We start from the raw sequence: 16869 nt of genomic DNA, 5'->3' as shown, positions 1-16869 counted from the left end.
GCTGCAACCTGTGGCCATTCACACAGCCGTGGGAATTACCGGCGTGCTCATGGGTGAAGGTGACTCAAAACTGCACAAGCAATCGCAATATTGCAGTGCCTCTGGCTGCCAGGACCTCAGGGTCGCTGGCTGTTTTGAATCGAAAACAGTGTTCTGCACAGCGTAACTGTCGATGGTGGCAGAAGCAGCACACATCATGCGCCACGAGGCTGCAACTGTGGCGGCGTGAGCAGCAGTCCAGAAGTTTGGGATGGGGGATCTTGTATGTGCACAACTGAGGTTGATTTGGGGATGCCTCTCCTGGGGGACAGGCTTCCAAGAATGGTGGTGAGGACCACGCATGGTCAGATGACTCTGCCGGATGATCTCGCAGGCAGGTGGTTTGTTCTCTTCAGCCATCCTGCAGACTTTACGCCCGTATGCACCACTGAGTTCATAGCGTTCCAGAAGCGGAGGGAGGAGTTCAAGAAGCTCAACTGCGAGCTCATAGGCCTCTCAGTCGATCAGGTCTTCGCCCACATGAAGTGGACCGAGTGGATCCGGGAGAAGATGGGGGTTGAGATAAAGTTCCCGATCATAGCGGACACAGGAGAGGTTGCGGATCTGCTCGGCATGATCCATCCGGAGAAGGGATCAAACACTGTGAGGGCTGTGTTCATAGTTGACCCGAGCGGAACAATAAGACTGATACTCTACTATCCCCAGGAGGTCGGCAGGAACATAGACGAGATCCTCAGGGTCGTGGAGGCTCTGCAGGTTGTGGATAAGAACAAGGTGGCAACGCCGGCGAACTGGCCGAACAACGAGCTCATAGGCGATGAGGTCATAATACCGCCGCCAACAGATGAGAAGAGCGCAAAGGAGCGGCTCAAGATGTACGACTGCTACGACTGGTGGTTCTGCCACAAGAAGATTTCAAGATGAAGATATCAAGACTGGGCGTGTCATAGGGACGTCCCCGCTGGGCAGGGATCGATCAGCAAGGTCATGGCGCGAACGCGTGAAGCATCCTTTTATTTTATGTCACGTCCGCTGTGGTCCTTGCATCATATCATCCGATCCCACCACAGGCCGGATATCCGGCAGTGGATGGTCTGAGCATTCGTTTATTTTAACTTTATTGCAGTGACCTGTCCGAATAAGAGTTCTGAGCCAGATATTCGAGGCTTGTGGATGCTATTATTGAGTATTCCTATTAACCCCCTTTTCACGATTTGCCCATGTCGCTAAGTAATTGTATAGATGCTGTTTTATATCAAAAAAAAAAACTGGTTCTTAGGAATTCTCTATTATGAGCACACTTCGTTATTCGGACACCTCCATTGCAGGAAGCACGCATTTCCAGGGAGCATCGATGGGCACACTGATGGTATTCCCACAAAAACAGTCGCTCTTATGTATTCAACAACTTGAAGGACATGGAGGCCGGTTGCTGAATGCACTCATTCGCGCGCCAGAACGCATAGCATGACCGGTGCCTCTTCAAGTCATCAGATGGATGAGAGCGATGACAGCTAATGGTGCTCTGCGTTGCGGCCTGGCATTGCAATCCTGGCCGTGATCTCAAACCACTGATCTGCCTGCCTGGCGGCTGCATTGCTGGTCTCAACCACTCCGGCCTGAAGACCGGAGTTCCGCTACCCAAGGTTGTGAAAACGCACCTATTCCTCTGAGATCAGCCTCTCGTAGCAGCGCTGCGCCTCCTCCAGTATCTTATCCTCTCCCTCGATCACGCCATCCCTCATGAGCACCCTTCCGTTGCATATCGTGTAGCTCGCCTCGCCAGGCATGCTGTAGACCAGATGTGAGATCATCGATGTCTCGGGTGTGAACCATGGTCTTCTCATGTTGATTAGGGCGAGATCCGCGAGGGCCCCTCTCCTTATACCCATATCAAGGGAGAATGCCTTGTATGCATTCTCTGTGGCCATCCGCCAGACAGCATCAGCCGGAAGTATCGCTGAACGCCCGACAGAGCACTTCTGGACCACGGCTGCAACCTTCATCTCCTCGAAGATGTCCAGGTTGTTGTTGCTCGAAGCTCCATCCGTTCCCAGGCAGACGTTCACCCCCTGCTCCATGAGGGTCGCGACCGGAGCGATGCCTGATGCGAGCTTGAGATTGCTTATCGGGCAGTGGGCGACGTTCACATGCCTCTCCGCAAGGATCCTGATGTCCCTCGGCGTCAGCCACACGCAGTGCGCTGCCACCACTCTCTCGCTGAGAAACCCAAGGTTTTCAAGATACTCCACAGGGCTCATGTGCCGCTGGTTCACAAATGTATCGACCTCATCCCTGGTCTCTGAGAGGTGGATGTGGATCTTGACATCATACCTCTCCGCGATATCCTTTGCCCTGAGAAGCGTCTCCTCTGAACATGTGTAGACAGCATGCGGGCCCACAGCCGGCTTTATGAGATCGTCATCTCTCCATTTTTTTATGAATGGCTCGACATCATTGATGAGCTCCGGCCGCATATCGAAGAGCACACCTGAGAGCACACCCCTGATCCCCATCTCCCTGGTGACAGCAGCCGTCTCATCCATGAAGTAGTACATGTCATTGTAGCACGTCACACCGAACCTTATCAGCTCCAGACAGCCCAGCCTGACCCCTGCGCGGATATCAGATGGCCTGAGCCTCGCCTCCAGCGGCCAGATCTTATCACGGAGCCAGGGGATGAGCTCCATGTCATCGGCATAGCCCCTTAGAAGCGTCATGGCCAGATGCGTGTGGCTGTTCACCAGGCCCGGAACTGCGAGCATGTTTCTCGCATCTATGACTTCATCATCATTCGGCCTCAAATCCCTTCCAACCTCGGAGATGCGGTTCCCATCGATGAGAATGTCGATGTTCTTCAGCAGAGACCCGTTTCGAATGAGGGATGCACTGCGGATTAGCATGGACGGATGTATAAGCGGTAGATATTAATACCCTCTTGCCCGGAAAATGTGATGGGCTGAGGTAGCCAAGTGGCCTACGGCGCTGGTCTTGAGGTTCCGTAAGGAACAGGCTAACCAGTGGTGCATCGCACCGCGTGAGTTCGAATCTCACCCTCAGCGTTTACAGAACTTCTCCAATCAAAAGATGGTGTTATGCCCTCTGAAAATCAAAATGATATCTGCATTGCATCTGAGATCATCTCGACCGCCATGAGGATCCTCCGGCTCGGACCGATATGCGACAGCTGCTTCGGCAGGCAGTTCGCCATGCTGGGTACAGGCATGACAAACAGCGAGCGCGGGCGCTCGATAAAAACTGTCATGGCGATGAGCGCAGACCTCTGCGATTCTGAGGAGGCGGAGGTGCTGCGCGCGCTCGCCCCGTCCTGCAGGCAGGCAAGGCTCAGGCTCGGGGTCGAGGGTGTGGATGAGACATGCTGGGTCTGCCTGGGGCAGATGCATCCAGAGCGCCTGGAGGAGCTCGCAGACAGAGCTGTGGAGGCTCTCAGCGGAATAGAGTGCAGCCGGTTTCTGGTCGGCACGTTCATGAGCGGCATTCTTGCTGAGAATGAGGAGCTTCTGCTCGCTGATGGCTGTTCAAAACACGCAGAGCCCATGAAGTCGGAGATCAACCGCGAGGTTGGGAAGCTCATAGCATTGAAGAGCGGGAAGCAGCCCGATCTCAGCAATCCTGAGGTTGTCGTCCATATTCACCTCTCAGACGGGCACATAGAGATCCAGATCCAGCCGCTTTACATATACGGACGTTACAGGAAACTACAGCGCGGATTTCCGCAGACGAGATGGCCCTGCAGGGTCTGCGGCGGGAAGGGCTGTGAGAGGTGCGGCAACACAGGGCGAATGTACCAGGAGTCTGTGGATGAGCTCATAAGAGGGCCGGTTGTGGAGGCCGCAGATGCTGAGGACACTGTGTTTCATGGAGCTGGAAGAGAGGATATTGATGCCAGGATGCTCGGCAGCGGCAGGCCATTTGTGGTCGAGGTCGTGCGCCCACGCAAAAGAGACCTGGATCTGAACGCGCTCAGAGACGAGATAAACAGACGGTGCAGCGGCAAGGTCGAGGTCAGCGATCTCATTTTCGTCGATAAGTCCATGGTCGAGACCGTCAAGAACGAGAGGTTCGAGAAGACCTATGAGGCCGTTGTGGAGATCTCCGCGCATGTGGATGAAGAAAAGCTTAAATCCGCCCTGTCCAAATTGGTAGGTTTTGTAGAACAGCGTACGCCAACTCGCGTCTCTCACAGAAGGGCGGATAAGGTCCGCAGGAGGGCGGTGTACAGCGCCGGGCTGGAAGAGCTGAACGGCCAGATGGCAAAAATAACCGTCCGCTGCGACAGCGGCCTCTACGTTAAGGAGCTGATATCAGGGGACGGTGGCAGGACGAGGCCCAGCCTTGCGGAGCTTCTAGGGTCAGACGCCAGGGTCGTGGAGCTGGATGTAATAGATGTAGGTGGAGTGTCCGATGCCCAAGTCACACGGATTTCGTAAGAACACCAGGGACAAGCTCAAGAAGAGCGTCAGGGAGAGGGGGATCTCTCCTGTGGTCAGGGCGATACAGGATTTCGCCGTTGGTGAGAAGGTTCACATAATAATAGATCCCAGCATACACAAAGGAGTGCCGCACCCGAAGTTTCATGGCAGGACCGGAACTGTGGTGGGCAGGAGAGGGAGAGCTTACGTGCTGGAGGTCCCGGATCAGAACGCAAAGAAGATCGTTATAGCCTTACCCGAGCACCTTGCTGCTCAGAAGTAGAAGATGATAGTAAAGAACGTTCTGAAAGAGGAACTGCTCACGATAGCAGAGGTGAATGCGCTTCTCAATGAGATAAGGGAGAGAAGGGCGGGCGAGCCCGAGGAGCTCGGATACGAGCTCAGGCGGGCCATGCGCCATGCAGAGCTGTTCTCCCACGGCACGCCTGAGGAGAGCAGGCGGCTCGTGGAAGCTCTCCTGGCTCTTGAGAAGGTTACCCCCGAGATAGCTGTGAAGATAGCGGACCTCAGGCCTGTGACCAGGGACGAGCTCAGGGCGATCTACGCTAAGGAGAAGTTCTCGCTGACAGAGGAAGAGCTGGACGCGATTCTCGATATGGTGCGCAGGGGGTAAGTCTCTCTTGCCCGATGTCAGGCCTCCAAAGAGGGAAACAGTAGCCCGGATACTCGACTACCTCCCCTACGGGCACGTATCGGAGGCCATAACAAGCTACCAGAAGCGTCCGCTTGTTCAGGCAGTGGGCGAGGGAAATTTCGTTCTGATGGAGATGACCCCAAAGGAGGGGGTCGTCCCGACGGTCGGGCAGCGCGTGAACCTGACAGCACGCGACGTCATCGAGCGTGTGAACAGGAGGATCAGCTACAGCGATCTCACAAACAGCGCCAAGCTCGAGCTGGGGTATGAGATACAGAAGATAGTGCTAGATAACGAGGAGAGGTTCATCAGGTACTTCAACGAGGCTGGACCGATCACAACAAGAATGCACGGTCTCGAGCTGCTCCCGGGCATAGGGAAGAAGCTGATGTGGGCAATACTAAACGAGCGTAAGAAAGGCCCTTTCAGGAGCTTCAAGGACCTTTCTGAGAGGGTGAAGGGTCTGCACAACCCTGAGAAGCTCATCGCGAAGCGCATTGAGGAGGAGCTCATGGACGACCGGATCAAGTACAGGGTGTTCACAGCTGAGCCGAAGGAACAAAAGCCTGTCGAGGCCCGCAGAAGGCCGTGAAATACAGGCGAGGCATAGACTGCTCACACGGGAGGCGGGATGAAGGCAGGACAGCATTTTCTGGTGGACAGAGGGATCGCGGAGAGGATAGCCGGTTACGCTGAGATCTCACCATCCGACAGGGTGCTGGAGATAGGCCCCGGCAGGGGAAGCCTGACAGAGTTCCTGGCCGCCAGGGCGGGCAGGGTTTACGCAATAGAGGCTGATCCTGATCTTGCCCGCTATGTGGAGGAGAGGTTCCCAAACGTTGAGGTGATCCAGGGCGATGCGCTCCGCGTGGATCTGCCTGAGTACAACAAGGTCGTATCGAACCTTCCTTATCAGATCTCGACAAAGATAACGCTGAGGCTGCTCAGAAGCCCCTTCGATCTCATGGTGCTGATGTACCAGAGGGAGTTTGTGGACAGGATGCTCGCCTCTCCCGGCTCCAGGGACTACGGCAGGCTGAGCGTGAATGTCTCATACTACGCTAATGTCGAGATCCTTGAGACCGTGCCCAGATCAGCATTCCGGCCCATGCCGCATGTCAGCTCATCTGTTGTGAGGCTCCGGCCGCGGGCCGACAGGGAGCCGGTTGACGAATCCATGTTCTCCTCGATAAGCAGGGATCTCTTCACCAAGAGAAGAAAGAAGGTCAAGAACGCGCTGGCGTCAATAGGTATCGCAGAGGATGTGATGCTTGATCTCGATCCCGCGATCCTCGATGCGAGACCTGAGGATCTGGGTGTCGATGAGTTCATCCGGATCGCCAGGGCGGTCTCGGAGCATCAGTCGAGAAGCTCGCTGCGGTAATCCGGGATGTCTGCACTGAGCGCGTTACATGATCGCCCGCAGGGATGCCACGGATAACGATCCGGAGATTTGAGGCAAAATGGGAGGGTGCATTCACGTTTCCCTGCCATGCGGGCGCAATTTTAACACATGGGTTTCTTTCCAGGATGCAGCAATATCACCACAGCGCATAGCCGAAGTATCTTGCTGCGAACAGCACTCCGAGGAGCACAACAAGAATCCCGAAGATCTTTGTGATGTAGCTGCCTGCTGATATGTATCTGTCTGCTATCCTGGCCGCAGCAGACCGCGAGAGCGCTGCCATCGGTATCACAGGCACCCCGTGTCCGAGTCCGAATACAAAGAGCATTACACCCCCACCCAGTGGCGAGACGTCCTGTGAGACGAGCCAGATTATCACTGGAAACACAAGCGATATCGCGCATGGAGCCCAGCCAAGAGAGAAGAATGCTCCGAGGAAGAACGCGCCAAGGGTCGAAGACCGCTCGAATATCTTTAAGGACACGTTGATCACGCGCTCGAGGTAGCTCTTTCCAGATCTCCTGAATCTGAAGATCGAGCCCACAAACTCGCCCAGAGGGGTGATGCTGTTCACCCCAAGAATGATCAGCAGCATGCCAGCAGCGAGATCGAAGAACCTGGAGCTGCGCATGAAGATGCCGAGCTGGGATACGAAGAGACCGATCACAAAAAACACCGCTGCCATGCCGATTGTGAACGACAGCCCTATTGCGAGGCCCTCTCTGTAATCATCTGCACCCTCATCACGCCTCCTTCTCGATACTATGTAGGAGAAGAGAGCTGCAAGAAGAGCCACAGAGCATGGAGAGAGCGATGTCATTATCCCGAGCGCGAACATGCCGAGGGCAGAGGTCCCCGCGCTTGAGGCAGAAAGCCAGCCCGGGCTGTTTTCATCAGCGTTCATCAGATCAGCGTAGAGCTTCTCGGAGCTCTGGATGCCGTCGATCAGCCCCCTCCCTATCTGGTACACGCGATAGACCCTGACCACATCACCATCGGAATTCAATATTATTATCGTCGGGTTCGAGAAGCCCGTGCCAGAGGACCAGTAGTCCCTGTACCGTCCCGCGGCAGGATACGGCTGGAAGTCCTCTGTCCAGGGCCATGTCACATTCACCCCCCACCATGAGAGGGCGAGAGAGCTGCCGTTCGCTGAGTATGGATTCTTCCGTATGTTTATCGTTTTGATATCAGCATCAGGGTGCTCTGCCGCGAGCCTTGCGATCTCAGCGGTCTGTGCGGAGAGGACCTCCTCGCACTCCCTGCATATCGGGCTCTCTATGTTTGTGATGTAGAGAATAGATGGCCCCTCTGTGCTCCCCGATGCAGCCCACGCAACAGATGGAGAGCAGATCAGCAGGACCGCCAAAAAATGAAGGATCGAACGCATCAAGCTCCAGCCCAGCCGTCTCTGTTCTCATCGTACAGAGCGATAGCGTCGTCCAGGTAAGATCTGATCCAGTCCTCCCCGGTGATATCCTCAGAGCTGTGCCATCCAACCCTCACATCGCCATCATCATTCACGAGGGTGACCACCACTGTGAGCGGCACAAGGGCCTTTCCGCCATCCGGATCGTAGACAATGGCATCAGCAGCCCGCACATCAGAATCTCCGGCCAGATCAAAGAGCGTCACATCTCCGGAGTAATCCTGCATCACCTTATCAACCGCCTCCTTCTGTGGTGCACAGTAATCACAGTTCAGATGGACGAAGATCAGAACCGGCCCCTCTTTCAGCGCATTCAGAACCCACGCTGGATGATTCACGGAGCCGCCTGCATTTGTATTATCATCAGGATACGATATCCACCAGTCGTCCTTTCCAGTGCCGACAGAATGCTCTGCCCCCATCGCTGAGAGCGAGAGCATCAGCAGAACCGCCATCAAGCTGTATGGCTTCAACATATGACCCCCAGTGCGGCCTCTCCGCACCAGCACTGCTTTGGCGAGTCCACATAAATCAATTTCGGTTCAACATATATGGATATGAAGCGGACCGCAAAGTATCTATTCCTTCAGATCGAGGAGATGCTGTGGATCGCATGTCACTCCAACGAGATCTGAAAGAGGTTTCTGTCATGAAGCGTCTCACTGCCGTGGTTTCAGTGCTCATGCTGGTCCTGATATGCCTCAGTGTGGGCCCCGCATCCGGTGGAGGCAACCGCACCCTGACCCAGCACTCGTATCTGTTTGTCAACGGCTATATGGACGAGACAAAGATATACGAGACTGACTACGGGTTCAAGGGGCAGAAGCTGGTTGTTGGGACTCGGGGGAGCGGTACTGTCTCAAGAAGGCAGACGATCGACTTCTGGAGCAGCAACACATCTGACGAGAGCGAGATGTACTTCAACGAATGGGGTTACTTCGAGTACCATCCGTACTCAGAGGGACCATCTGAGAGCGATCTGAAGAACGCGCTCTGCGCAAAGAACTACGATATCGGCAGCGTGGTCTCAGAGAGCTACTCCTCCATAAGGGATCTCGTCAAGGACACCACCATATATCAGAGCGAGAATGTCTCGCTCTACCAGATCAACTCATATCTCCACGGCACTGCCAGGATAGGGGCGAGGTTCGTCAACAAAACAGACAGGACAACAAACATGCTCATGGGCGGCCTCTACATAGGCGAGGTCAATATACGTGAGGAGATAGAGGTCGGTGAGAATCCACCGCTGACGCTCCCCTGCGCCTGAGCGAGAATCCAGATGTTTTCAAGAGCATACAGCCTGTGTCCTGGATCAGCATCGCGGACTTTCAGCAACCGGCATTCACCGGCGTTCCTATGTGGAGTATGCTGTTGATCCCAGTGGTGTGAGCACCCGGCTGACAGAGACGGAAGATTAGATGATCGTTGTATACAGCAGGGGCTTTGAGGAACGGTACCCCACAAATCCGGTTGAGAATCCTGACAGGGTCAGGCTCGCAGCTCAGGAACTCTCAGGGTACGAGTTTTTCGAGCCAGCTCCGGCGAGCCGCGAGGAGATCGCTGCGGTACATACCGCGGGGCATATCGAGCGAGTCGCGATGAGAGGCCTCTACGAGGCCGCGGCTCTTGCAGCAGGTGGTGCTGTTGCAACCGCGAGGATTTCCCTGAGAGAGCCGGCCTTCGGGCTGATCCGCCCGCCAGGGCATCATGCATCCTCTGACCATTCATGGGGCATGTGCTTCTTCAACAACATGGCCATAGCTGTGAGGGCCATCAGGCAGCATGTCCATAAGGTTCTGATACTGGACATCGACCTGCATTTCGGCGACGGCACTGTGAGCGTATTTCGATGGGATCCGGATGTGAGCGTCGTCAACATCGGCGCCATGGACGTTAACTTCGATTACCTGAAGCTCGATAGCATCGGATACATCGAGCAGGTGGAGAATGCGCTCGAATCCCATGAGTACGACATCATATGCGTATCAGCTGGATTCGACACGTACCGCCTTGACTGGGGCGGCATGCTCGATATGGATGACTACAGGAAGATCGGTTCCCTCATAAGAGACGCATCTGAGGAGAGGTGCGATGGGCGCAGGTTCGCTCTCCTCGAGGGAGGTTACCATCAGGATCTGAGATACTGCATCAGGAGCTTCGTTTCTGGATTTGATTGATCGAATGCAGAGCCTGCGATCTTGGGGCATTCATTTGAGTATTCCTATTAACCCCCTTTTCACGATTCGCCCATGTCGATAAGTAATTGTATAGATGCTGTTTTATATCAAAAAAGCTGGTTCTTAGGAATTCTCATTTAACCCATCAGAAAAGGCTCAAATATCTTTGGCACAGGTTTTACTGTGAGGACAGCCACATGCATGATCCAGACTATATCGAGAGGCAGCTTCGTGAGCTGATGCTCACAGGCTATGATGAGAGTGTTCGGGCCGAGCTTGAGTCCATTCTTGATGGCATAAACGAAAGGGACTGCCGGATCTCGGAGATGCTCGATGAGCTTCTTGAGGAGGTCGACAGGCTACTGCTGCTGATGGATGAGCTCGGCCTGGATGATGAGTAGGGTGGAGTGAGTTGGAGAGATTGCCGGATGTCCAGGCCTGTCACCCCGCGTACCCGATCACCCTCACAAGGGTTGGGGTGACTGGAGTGAAGAAGCTCGTGAAGGTCGAAAGGAGCGGCGAGAGGCCGATTGTTCTCATATCGAACTTCGAGGTATTTGTGGATCTGCCATCAAGCAGGAAGGGTGCGAACCTATCGAGGAACACCGAGGCCATCGACGAGGTTCTCGAGGAGGAGATCTCGAGGCCGGTTTATGAGATAGAGGAGCTCTGCGGCAAGATCGCTCTCCGTCTCCTCGAGCGGCATGAGTATGCGACGAGGGCTGAGGTGAAGATGAAGAGCGAGTACATAGTGAAGAGACAGACCCCTGCCACGAAGGTGAACTGCCAGGAGGTGGTTGACATCTTCGCGGAGGCGAGGGCCACGACCAGCCCCAATCCACACATCAAAAAGCTCGTCGGCGCTGAGGTCATCGGAACAACAGCATGCCCCTGCGCCCAGGAGATAGTGAGGGAGCAGATGCGCCGGGATCTCCTCAACCTGGGGCTGAATGTGGATGCGATCGAGGGCTTTCTTGAGAGGGTGCCGGTGGCCACGCATAACCAGCGGGGCCGCGGGAGCATATCGATAGAGGTCAGCGACAGAAAATGTGTCTCCATAGATCGCATAATAAGAATCATAGAGGAGTCGATGTCCTCGAAGGTCTACGGCCTGCTGAAGCGCCCTGATGAGGCTCTTGTCGTATCAAGAGCGCACATGAACCCGATGTTTGTGGAGGACTGCGTCAGGGAGATGGCACAGAGGGTCGTCGCAACCTTCGTAGAACTTCCAGATGATGCGGTCGTCACGCTGAAGCAGATAAACGAGGAGAGCATACACAGGCACAATGCATTCGCAGAGAGAGTGGCGAAGATGGGAGAGCTGAGGGCGGAGCTCGCTGCGATGCAGGAAATCCAGACCGGCGGTGGCATCTCGGATACAGCATAATCCGCCCTCCTGCAGGGTATCCAGCAGGTCACATGCGCAAAAGGGAAGAAATCGATAAAGGAGCCTTCATGAGATCATGACAGACAAGATAGGGCTTATAGGGGAGAGGATAAACAGCCTCCTGAAAGAGAGGGGAATCATCGCGAGATGCGAGCTCCTTCACCGGATCTACCAGGCGGTTCGCGAGGCGCGCCTGAGCGATGCTGAGATGGATATTCTGAGGAGAATGGTTGGGGAAAGACCGGCGCCTGGGATATTCTCCAGCATAATGAGCGGGCATCCGGTATTTCAAGACACACCGAAGCTGGACAGCTTCATAGTGATCCACGGAAGGATATTTCACTTCCCGCTATCCGGGAAGTACGACCGGCCGGACTTCGAGAGGGCATACGAGACATTTAAAAGATCAAGGGATGAGCTGCTGGAGCTCGTTCGCTCCAACCTGGAGGACCTGACAGCAGACTTCCTCGGTCGGGCCGGGTACTCGCTATCCCGCAGAGGTTCAGGCAGGCTGTCTTTCATGAAGGGGGAGGATCGGCTGGAGGTTCTCATTTATCCAAGAATCGGCATGCTCGATGTGGAGGAGTGCATCCTCGCCTCCGAGCTTTACGACAGCATGGCCGCAATTGTGCCTCATGAGGAGAGCCTAGAGCCGTTCATGGCGTTCTACCAGGAGCATGCGGGCCTTCTCGATGAGAAGGGAGTGCAGATATGGGTGGCCAATATGGAGGAGGGCTCTGTCGATCCATTCATAGGGTTCACGACAGATCCTGAGATATACATGGGTTTCAAGAACCCAAAGCTCGCATCGATGGTCAGATCAAGGTGGAGGTTCATAAGATGAAACACCCAGACCGCATATTCTCCTACATGGAGCTGGAGAGCGAGGATGAGCTTGTGAAGGCGATGACAGAGCACACATGGCCCCTTTGCTACGGATTCTACCACGACGATCTCCTGTATCTCGGAGATGGTGACAGTGAGGAGGCTCAGGAGTATTCTGTGGTGAGGATCGAGAGGACAGAGGGGCATCATGGCATTGTGGGCACAGAGGTAGGAAGGATCGCATCACGCAACAAGGACGAGGTGCGCAGGATCATTCAGGATGTGAAAGCCGGTGTGCACAGCATGAGCAACCCCGTTAAGGTACAGGTTGAGCCCAAGTGGCATCACAGCTGCCAGCTGTGCAGGCTTGAGGAGGATTGAATCCAGACCATTCGTCAGATCTGGTGCGGGTGTTGCTGACGTGTATATTGTGCGCCATTCAGATCGTGTACGTGCATGACGTGCACACTCCAGCAACGGCGATATACGTCGGCCAATCCAAGCCAAATGATTTAAGATAAATTGGTGGCTTCATGAGAGATAGAATCGTCTTGCTCGTTCTGTGCATAACAATCTGCCAGCTAGCGGGTGTCGTCGGATCGTACTTCACGGATATATCAGTCACCACATGGTATCCGACACTTGTCAAGCCGTCCTACACCCCGCCCGGATGGTTCATAGGCGTGGTCTGGGTGGTGCTCTACACGCTTATGGGCATATCGCTGTTCCTGATACTGGACTCGAAGCCAGCAGCAGAAAGACTGAAAGGCGCCCTTATACCCTTCTGCCTTCAGCTTCTTCTGAACATCATGTGGTCCGGAGCATTCTTCGGCCTGCGGTCACCATTATATGCGCTTGTGGTCATAGCTGCACTCTGGCTATCGATAATAGTAACGATGAGAGCATTCTTCGAGATATCACGAAAGGCTGGCGTTCTTCTTGTACCCTATATCCTGTGGGTGAGCTTTGCAGCATTCCTCAACTACACAATCTGGAGGTTGAACTGAGCATATAGTAACCATTTGCGCGCTTTATCCATATGATAACTTTCCCGTAGAAGCACCGGTCCTCCTGTGCATTCTTGGTGAATGAATAAGTGCGTTCCATGCGTCATCGGTTAAGATCGACATGTGTAGAATTGGACTTAATAGTCTTATCCCGCATCAGTACTGCTATCAGGACTCAAGTCCACAGGTGGTCGATTTGAATCAGACTCTCCAATCTGGCGTGATCACAATTTGTCAAATTTCATGGTCAATATATTTACAGAAAATCCTTAACCGATGACCAATGAAGTGCGTTCAGCAACCAAATTGCGCGATCCATATGTTGCAAACACATGAGAGCGACCATTTGTGGATCCTCACATACTCCTGATGGACAGACTGCCAGCCATACCGGATTATAGTCCTTTGCATCACTTCATGTAAATCTGTTTAAAAGCTACTGGATATGTCGTACTTCATAGATGATTTTATGTGACATGCGATATCATATCAACTTATGCGGAATACTAATGGGCACGCTGTTTCTAGCGGCCTCTGGAGCATCCAGATCACAAACACTCCGGCATCATGGCATGTGAACGAGAACTACATGCATTTCAGCAACAAACATTTCTCTGATTTTTATATAGATGCGGCGGCTTGATTGGTCAGAGGACGATTCACGCAAAAGCTAAATATCCTCCCCGCAGAGAGTGCCTGGATGTTTGCGAACTGGGAAGAGCACGGGCTCATCGAGGACGGCCTGAGGTCGCTGGTGCATGAGTCCCGCGGGCTGCACGTTGGCGAGGTGATCGAGTACGTGCTCATGTCTCCTGGCAAGAGGGTTCGCCCCCTGATACTTCTTTTCTCATCAGAGGCATTCGGATGCGATCCACGAGATGCGCTCGATGCTGCGCTGGCGGTGGAGCTCGCACACGCGGCATCCCTGATACATGACGACATCCTCGACTGCGGGGTGGAGAGGCGTGGAGCCCCAAGCGCGCTCAGGAAATTCGGCATGGAGGCCTCGCTGCTCTGTGGTGACTATCTGATATCGATGTCGATAGGACTGATCTCCTCGTACGGCGAGCCCGCAATCAGGCTCTTCTCAAAGGCGTGCATGGATATGGCAGAGGGAGAGATCATAGATCTATCGAGGATAGCATCTCCGCATGAGTACTACCAGTGCATAACAAAGAAAACAGCATCCCTTTTCGCGGCATCTGCCAGGCTCGGTTGCATGATTGCAGGCGCGGATCGTGAGGACCAGATCCTGTACGAGAGGTACGGCCTCGAGCTCGGGCTTGCCTACCAGATAGTGGATGATCTCGAGGAACTCATCGGTATCGATCAGGGAAAGAGGTCCACGAAGAAGTCGATGACCCTGCCCAGGATCCACGGCCTGCGCTCCGGACCAGAGGAGACCCTGAGGATGTGTGTTGATGCGGTGAGAGAGCATACAGGCAATGCCAGAGCATCACTGCGCAGCGCAGGTGGCGATCCGGAGATGAAGGAGCGGCTTCTCACGATACTGGAGAGCATGACAGAGAGCATGGTGAAGAGATGCAGCTTACCGAATCCCCTCTTCTGAAATTAACCGTAGATCTGGATGATGGCATCAGGCTCAATGCGACTGGTGCTCTCGCCCCAGTTGCGAAGCCGGTCGTTAAAAAGATCAACAGGATATTCGAGAACGAGAAGCCGATCAGCTCCGGTGACAGGCTGATCTTCTCCACATGGATCCCGCCAGTGCCCAGCAGAGCATTCGACAGGATGATATCCGCTCAGCTGATACATCTCATGCACAGAAGGGTCCCGGATCAGCTCTCAATCTCGGTCTTCCGTGGCTGCCCTAACAGCTGCATCCACTGCTCAGCCCCCTCGCGAAGCGGGGATGTTCTGGAGGGGGATGTTGTTAAAAGGGTCATCTCCGAGTCCCTGGATCTCGGAACGTATCTCGTCACCTTCGACGGCGGAGAGCCGATGCTGAGGCAGGATCTGCCGGAGCTGGTCGCAGGCGTCGACGACAGGGCGATTGCAACCTGCTTCACCAGCGGATATGCTCTGAGTGAGGGTCTTGCGATGGAGCTCAAGAGAAGCGGCCTTTACGCTGTCAGGGTGAGCATAGACAGCCCCGTGGAGGAGCAGCACGATCGTTTCCGGGGAAGAAAAGGGGCGTTCAGAGATGCCATCTCCGGAGTCCAGAACGCTCTGAGCGCCGGACTTCTGGTGGATCTCTTCATGGTGGTCTCACCATACAATATAGACCAGCTCGAGGACGCATACTCCCTGGCATGTGATCTCGGAGCAAACGAACTCTCGCTGTACGAGATAGTGGCAGTGGGGCGGTGGAGGGATCACGCTGACGAGGTCCTCTCCTCCAGCGATATCGACCGTCTGGCCGAGTTTCACATGAGGAAGAACATGAGTCCAGAGGGGCCGAGGGTGACAGCCCTGCCGTACCTTTTATCCCCGGAGATGTTCGGATGCTTCGCGGGAAGGCGATGGATGCATGTTGATCCATCCGGCGATGTCATGCCATGCGCATACATGCCGATCAGCTTCGGCAATGTCATAGATAGCTCTCTTAAGAAGATCTGGAGTAGGATGAGCAGATACAGCTGGTTCAGACATCGCTGCTCATGCCAGATGAAGGATGGTACTTTCAGAAGTTTTCACTTTGAAAAGGAGGATCTGAAATGAGGTTTTGTTATGCTGTTATTCTGATCATCGCCCTCATGGCGATGGATGCTGGTGCGCAGAGGTACGAATCGACACCAACGCAGTATAATGATTCACTGGGCGAGGGGCTCGGATGGATGAACATAGTGAGCCCAGAGCATACGGCTGAGTACCTGGCGAAGACTGGCGGCGCCACCGGCAGCGCAACAGCGTACACAAGCATCGATCTCAGGGGGAACTGGTCGTTCGAGCTCAGGACTCTGGATGAGAAGATGGTCGGCACTGTCAACCTGAACCTTGCCCAGATCGGCACTGTGGTCTTCGGTGCTGGCACTGTCAGGGGCTCGAATGCGATCGCCACTGCAAATGGCGCGATTGTTGATAACATGCTCACTCTGAACATCGTGACGTATCCAAACGTGGAGTTCTACAGCGCAAGGTTTAACCAGATCGGAGGCGGAGGCAGGTCTGCTGCAGGATACTTCGACGCTTACTCGCCCGCAGGATCCATGCCGTCGGGGAAGATACAGGGCAAGAAGGACGTGCCCAGGACGCTGAGCTGATCCCCTGACGTTTCTTTTTCTTTTCTGCTAACCCCCTGATTCGGCGGATCGATAACCTCACAGAAAAGAGGCAACGCTCTTATCCATCTGATAACTTGCCCAAGAGGCGCCAGTTATGCTATGCCTCGTTTCGACTTATCTTCGACGCAGTCGATGGCATGGCAAGCGAATGAGAGCATTCAGCAACTGGTCCGCATATCTTTCAAGTTGCTGAATACAAAGGAGCGAAAGGCAAAGTCGATTGCATCTGGATGAGGTTGCCAGGGCTCGCTTCTCCGATGATTCCGCCACATGGGCCTTCTTTTCATGTGCAATCCCATGCGC

19 protein-coding genes and 1 tRNA gene are annotated in these 16869 nt (G+C 54.4%); 17 read left to right on the top strand and 3 right to left on the bottom strand.

What is annotated here, in order from left to right; genetic code table 11:
* The first annotated feature begins 264 nt into the window (after window positions 1-264).
* Window positions 265-924: a peroxiredoxin gene (locus QHG98_02385; protein MDH7596579.1), complete on the top strand. Its 660-nt coding sequence runs from the start codon at window positions 265-267 to the stop codon at window positions 922-924.
* A 737-nt stretch (window positions 925-1661) separates the two neighbouring features.
* Here QHG98_02385 and QHG98_02380 read toward each other — a convergent pair.
* Entirely contained in the window at window positions 1662-2903 is a 1242-nt protein-coding gene (locus QHG98_02380) for an amidohydrolase (GenBank protein MDH7596578.1), read from the bottom strand.
* Between the two features lie 55 nt (window positions 2904-2958).
* On the opposite strand from QHG98_02380, the gene QHG98_02375 reads away from it, so the two are divergent.
* From QHG98_02375 to rsmA, 6 genes are all read left to right on the top strand, one after another.
* A tRNA-Ser gene (locus QHG98_02375) sits at window positions 2959-3062 on the top strand.
* A 90-nt stretch (window positions 3063-3152) separates the two neighbouring features.
* Window positions 3153-4451, top strand: coding sequence for a tRNA pseudouridine(54/55) synthase Pus10 (locus QHG98_02370; protein MDH7596577.1), 1299 nt, complete (start codon window positions 3153-3155; stop codon window positions 4449-4451).
* Window positions 4426-4716: a 50S ribosomal protein L21e gene (locus QHG98_02365; GenBank protein ID MDH7596576.1), complete on the top strand. Its 291-nt coding sequence runs from the start codon at window positions 4426-4428 to the stop codon at window positions 4714-4716. The genes QHG98_02370 and QHG98_02365 overlap by 26 nt, the downstream gene beginning before the upstream one ends.
* A gap of 3 nt (window positions 4717-4719) precedes the next feature.
* Complete coding sequence (locus QHG98_02360; protein ID MDH7596575.1) at window positions 4720-5067, top strand: RNA polymerase Rpb4 family protein; 348 nt, start codon at window positions 4720-4722, stop codon at window positions 5065-5067.
* Between the two features lie 7 nt (window positions 5068-5074).
* On the top strand, window positions 5075-5680 hold the full coding sequence (locus tag QHG98_02355; GenBank protein MDH7596574.1) for a DUF655 domain-containing protein: 606 nt from the start codon (window positions 5075-5077) through the stop codon (window positions 5678-5680).
* A gap of 39 nt (window positions 5681-5719) precedes the next feature.
* A complete protein-coding gene (gene rsmA / locus QHG98_02350) occupies window positions 5720-6472 on the top strand; it encodes a 16S rRNA (adenine(1518)-N(6)/adenine(1519)-N(6))-dimethyltransferase RsmA (protein MDH7596573.1) in 753 nt (250 codons plus the stop codon).
* A 157-nt stretch (window positions 6473-6629) separates the two neighbouring features.
* On the opposite strand, the gene QHG98_02345 is transcribed toward rsmA, so the two are convergent.
* A complete protein-coding gene (locus QHG98_02345; GenBank protein MDH7596572.1) occupies window positions 6630-7862 on the bottom strand; it encodes a cytochrome c biogenesis CcdA family protein in 1233 nt (410 codons plus the stop codon).
* Between the two features lie 20 nt (window positions 7863-7882).
* Window positions 7883-8398 carry a thioredoxin family protein gene (locus QHG98_02340; GenBank protein MDH7596571.1) on the bottom strand — a complete coding sequence of 172 codons (516 nt, stop codon included), beginning with the start codon at window positions 8396-8398 and terminating at the stop codon, window positions 7883-7885.
* A gap of 173 nt (window positions 8399-8571) precedes the next feature.
* Between QHG98_02340 and QHG98_02335 the strand changes: the two genes are divergently transcribed.
* From QHG98_02335 to QHG98_02290, 10 genes are all read left to right on the top strand, one after another.
* Window positions 8572-9192 (top strand): hypothetical protein, encoded by a 621-nt coding sequence (locus tag QHG98_02335; GenBank protein ID MDH7596570.1) that lies wholly within the window; start codon window positions 8572-8574, stop codon window positions 9190-9192.
* A gap of 151 nt (window positions 9193-9343) precedes the next feature.
* Window positions 9344-10102 (top strand): histone deacetylase family protein, encoded by a 759-nt coding sequence (locus tag QHG98_02330; GenBank protein ID MDH7596569.1) that lies wholly within the window; start codon window positions 9344-9346, stop codon window positions 10100-10102.
* A 197-nt stretch (window positions 10103-10299) separates the two neighbouring features.
* Window positions 10300-10503 (top strand): hypothetical protein, encoded by a 204-nt coding sequence (locus tag QHG98_02325; protein MDH7596568.1) that lies wholly within the window; start codon window positions 10300-10302, stop codon window positions 10501-10503.
* A gap of 11 nt (window positions 10504-10514) precedes the next feature.
* The gene (gene mptA, locus QHG98_02320) at window positions 10515-11489 is read left to right on the top strand and encodes a GTP cyclohydrolase MptA (GenBank protein MDH7596567.1); all 975 of its coding nucleotides are present in this window, start codon (window positions 10515-10517) and stop codon (window positions 11487-11489) included.
* 76 nt (window positions 11490-11565) lie between these two features.
* Complete coding sequence (locus QHG98_02315) at window positions 11566-12333, top strand: hypothetical protein (GenBank protein MDH7596566.1); 768 nt, start codon at window positions 11566-11568, stop codon at window positions 12331-12333.
* On the top strand, window positions 12330-12695 hold the full coding sequence (locus QHG98_02310; protein MDH7596565.1) for a hypothetical protein: 366 nt from the start codon (window positions 12330-12332) through the stop codon (window positions 12693-12695). The genes QHG98_02315 and QHG98_02310 overlap by 4 nt, the downstream gene beginning before the upstream one ends.
* Before the next feature lie 152 nt (window positions 12696-12847).
* Window positions 12848-13321, top strand: coding sequence for a tryptophan-rich sensory protein (locus QHG98_02305; GenBank protein ID MDH7596564.1), 474 nt, complete (start codon window positions 12848-12850; stop codon window positions 13319-13321).
* A gap of 700 nt (window positions 13322-14021) precedes the next feature.
* Complete coding sequence (locus QHG98_02300) at window positions 14022-14891, top strand: polyprenyl synthetase family protein (protein ID MDH7596563.1); 870 nt, start codon at window positions 14022-14024, stop codon at window positions 14889-14891.
* Window positions 14864-16003 (top strand): radical SAM protein, encoded by a 1140-nt coding sequence (locus tag QHG98_02295; GenBank protein MDH7596562.1) that lies wholly within the window; start codon window positions 14864-14866, stop codon window positions 16001-16003. The genes QHG98_02300 and QHG98_02295 overlap by 28 nt, the downstream gene beginning before the upstream one ends.
* Window positions 16000-16545, top strand: a complete 546-nt coding sequence (locus QHG98_02290) for a hypothetical protein (GenBank protein ID MDH7596561.1) — start codon at window positions 16000-16002, stop codon at window positions 16543-16545. The genes QHG98_02295 and QHG98_02290 overlap by 4 nt, the downstream gene beginning before the upstream one ends.
* Window positions 16546-16869: the final 324 nt, after the last annotated feature.

The sequence above is a fragment of the Methanothrix sp. genome, assembly GCA_029907715.1.
Lineage (GTDB): Archaea > Halobacteriota > Methanosarcinia > Methanotrichales > Methanotrichaceae > Methanothrix_B.
Note: the sequence above shows the minus strand (reverse complement) of the source record. Positions and strands in the feature narration are given on the sequence as shown.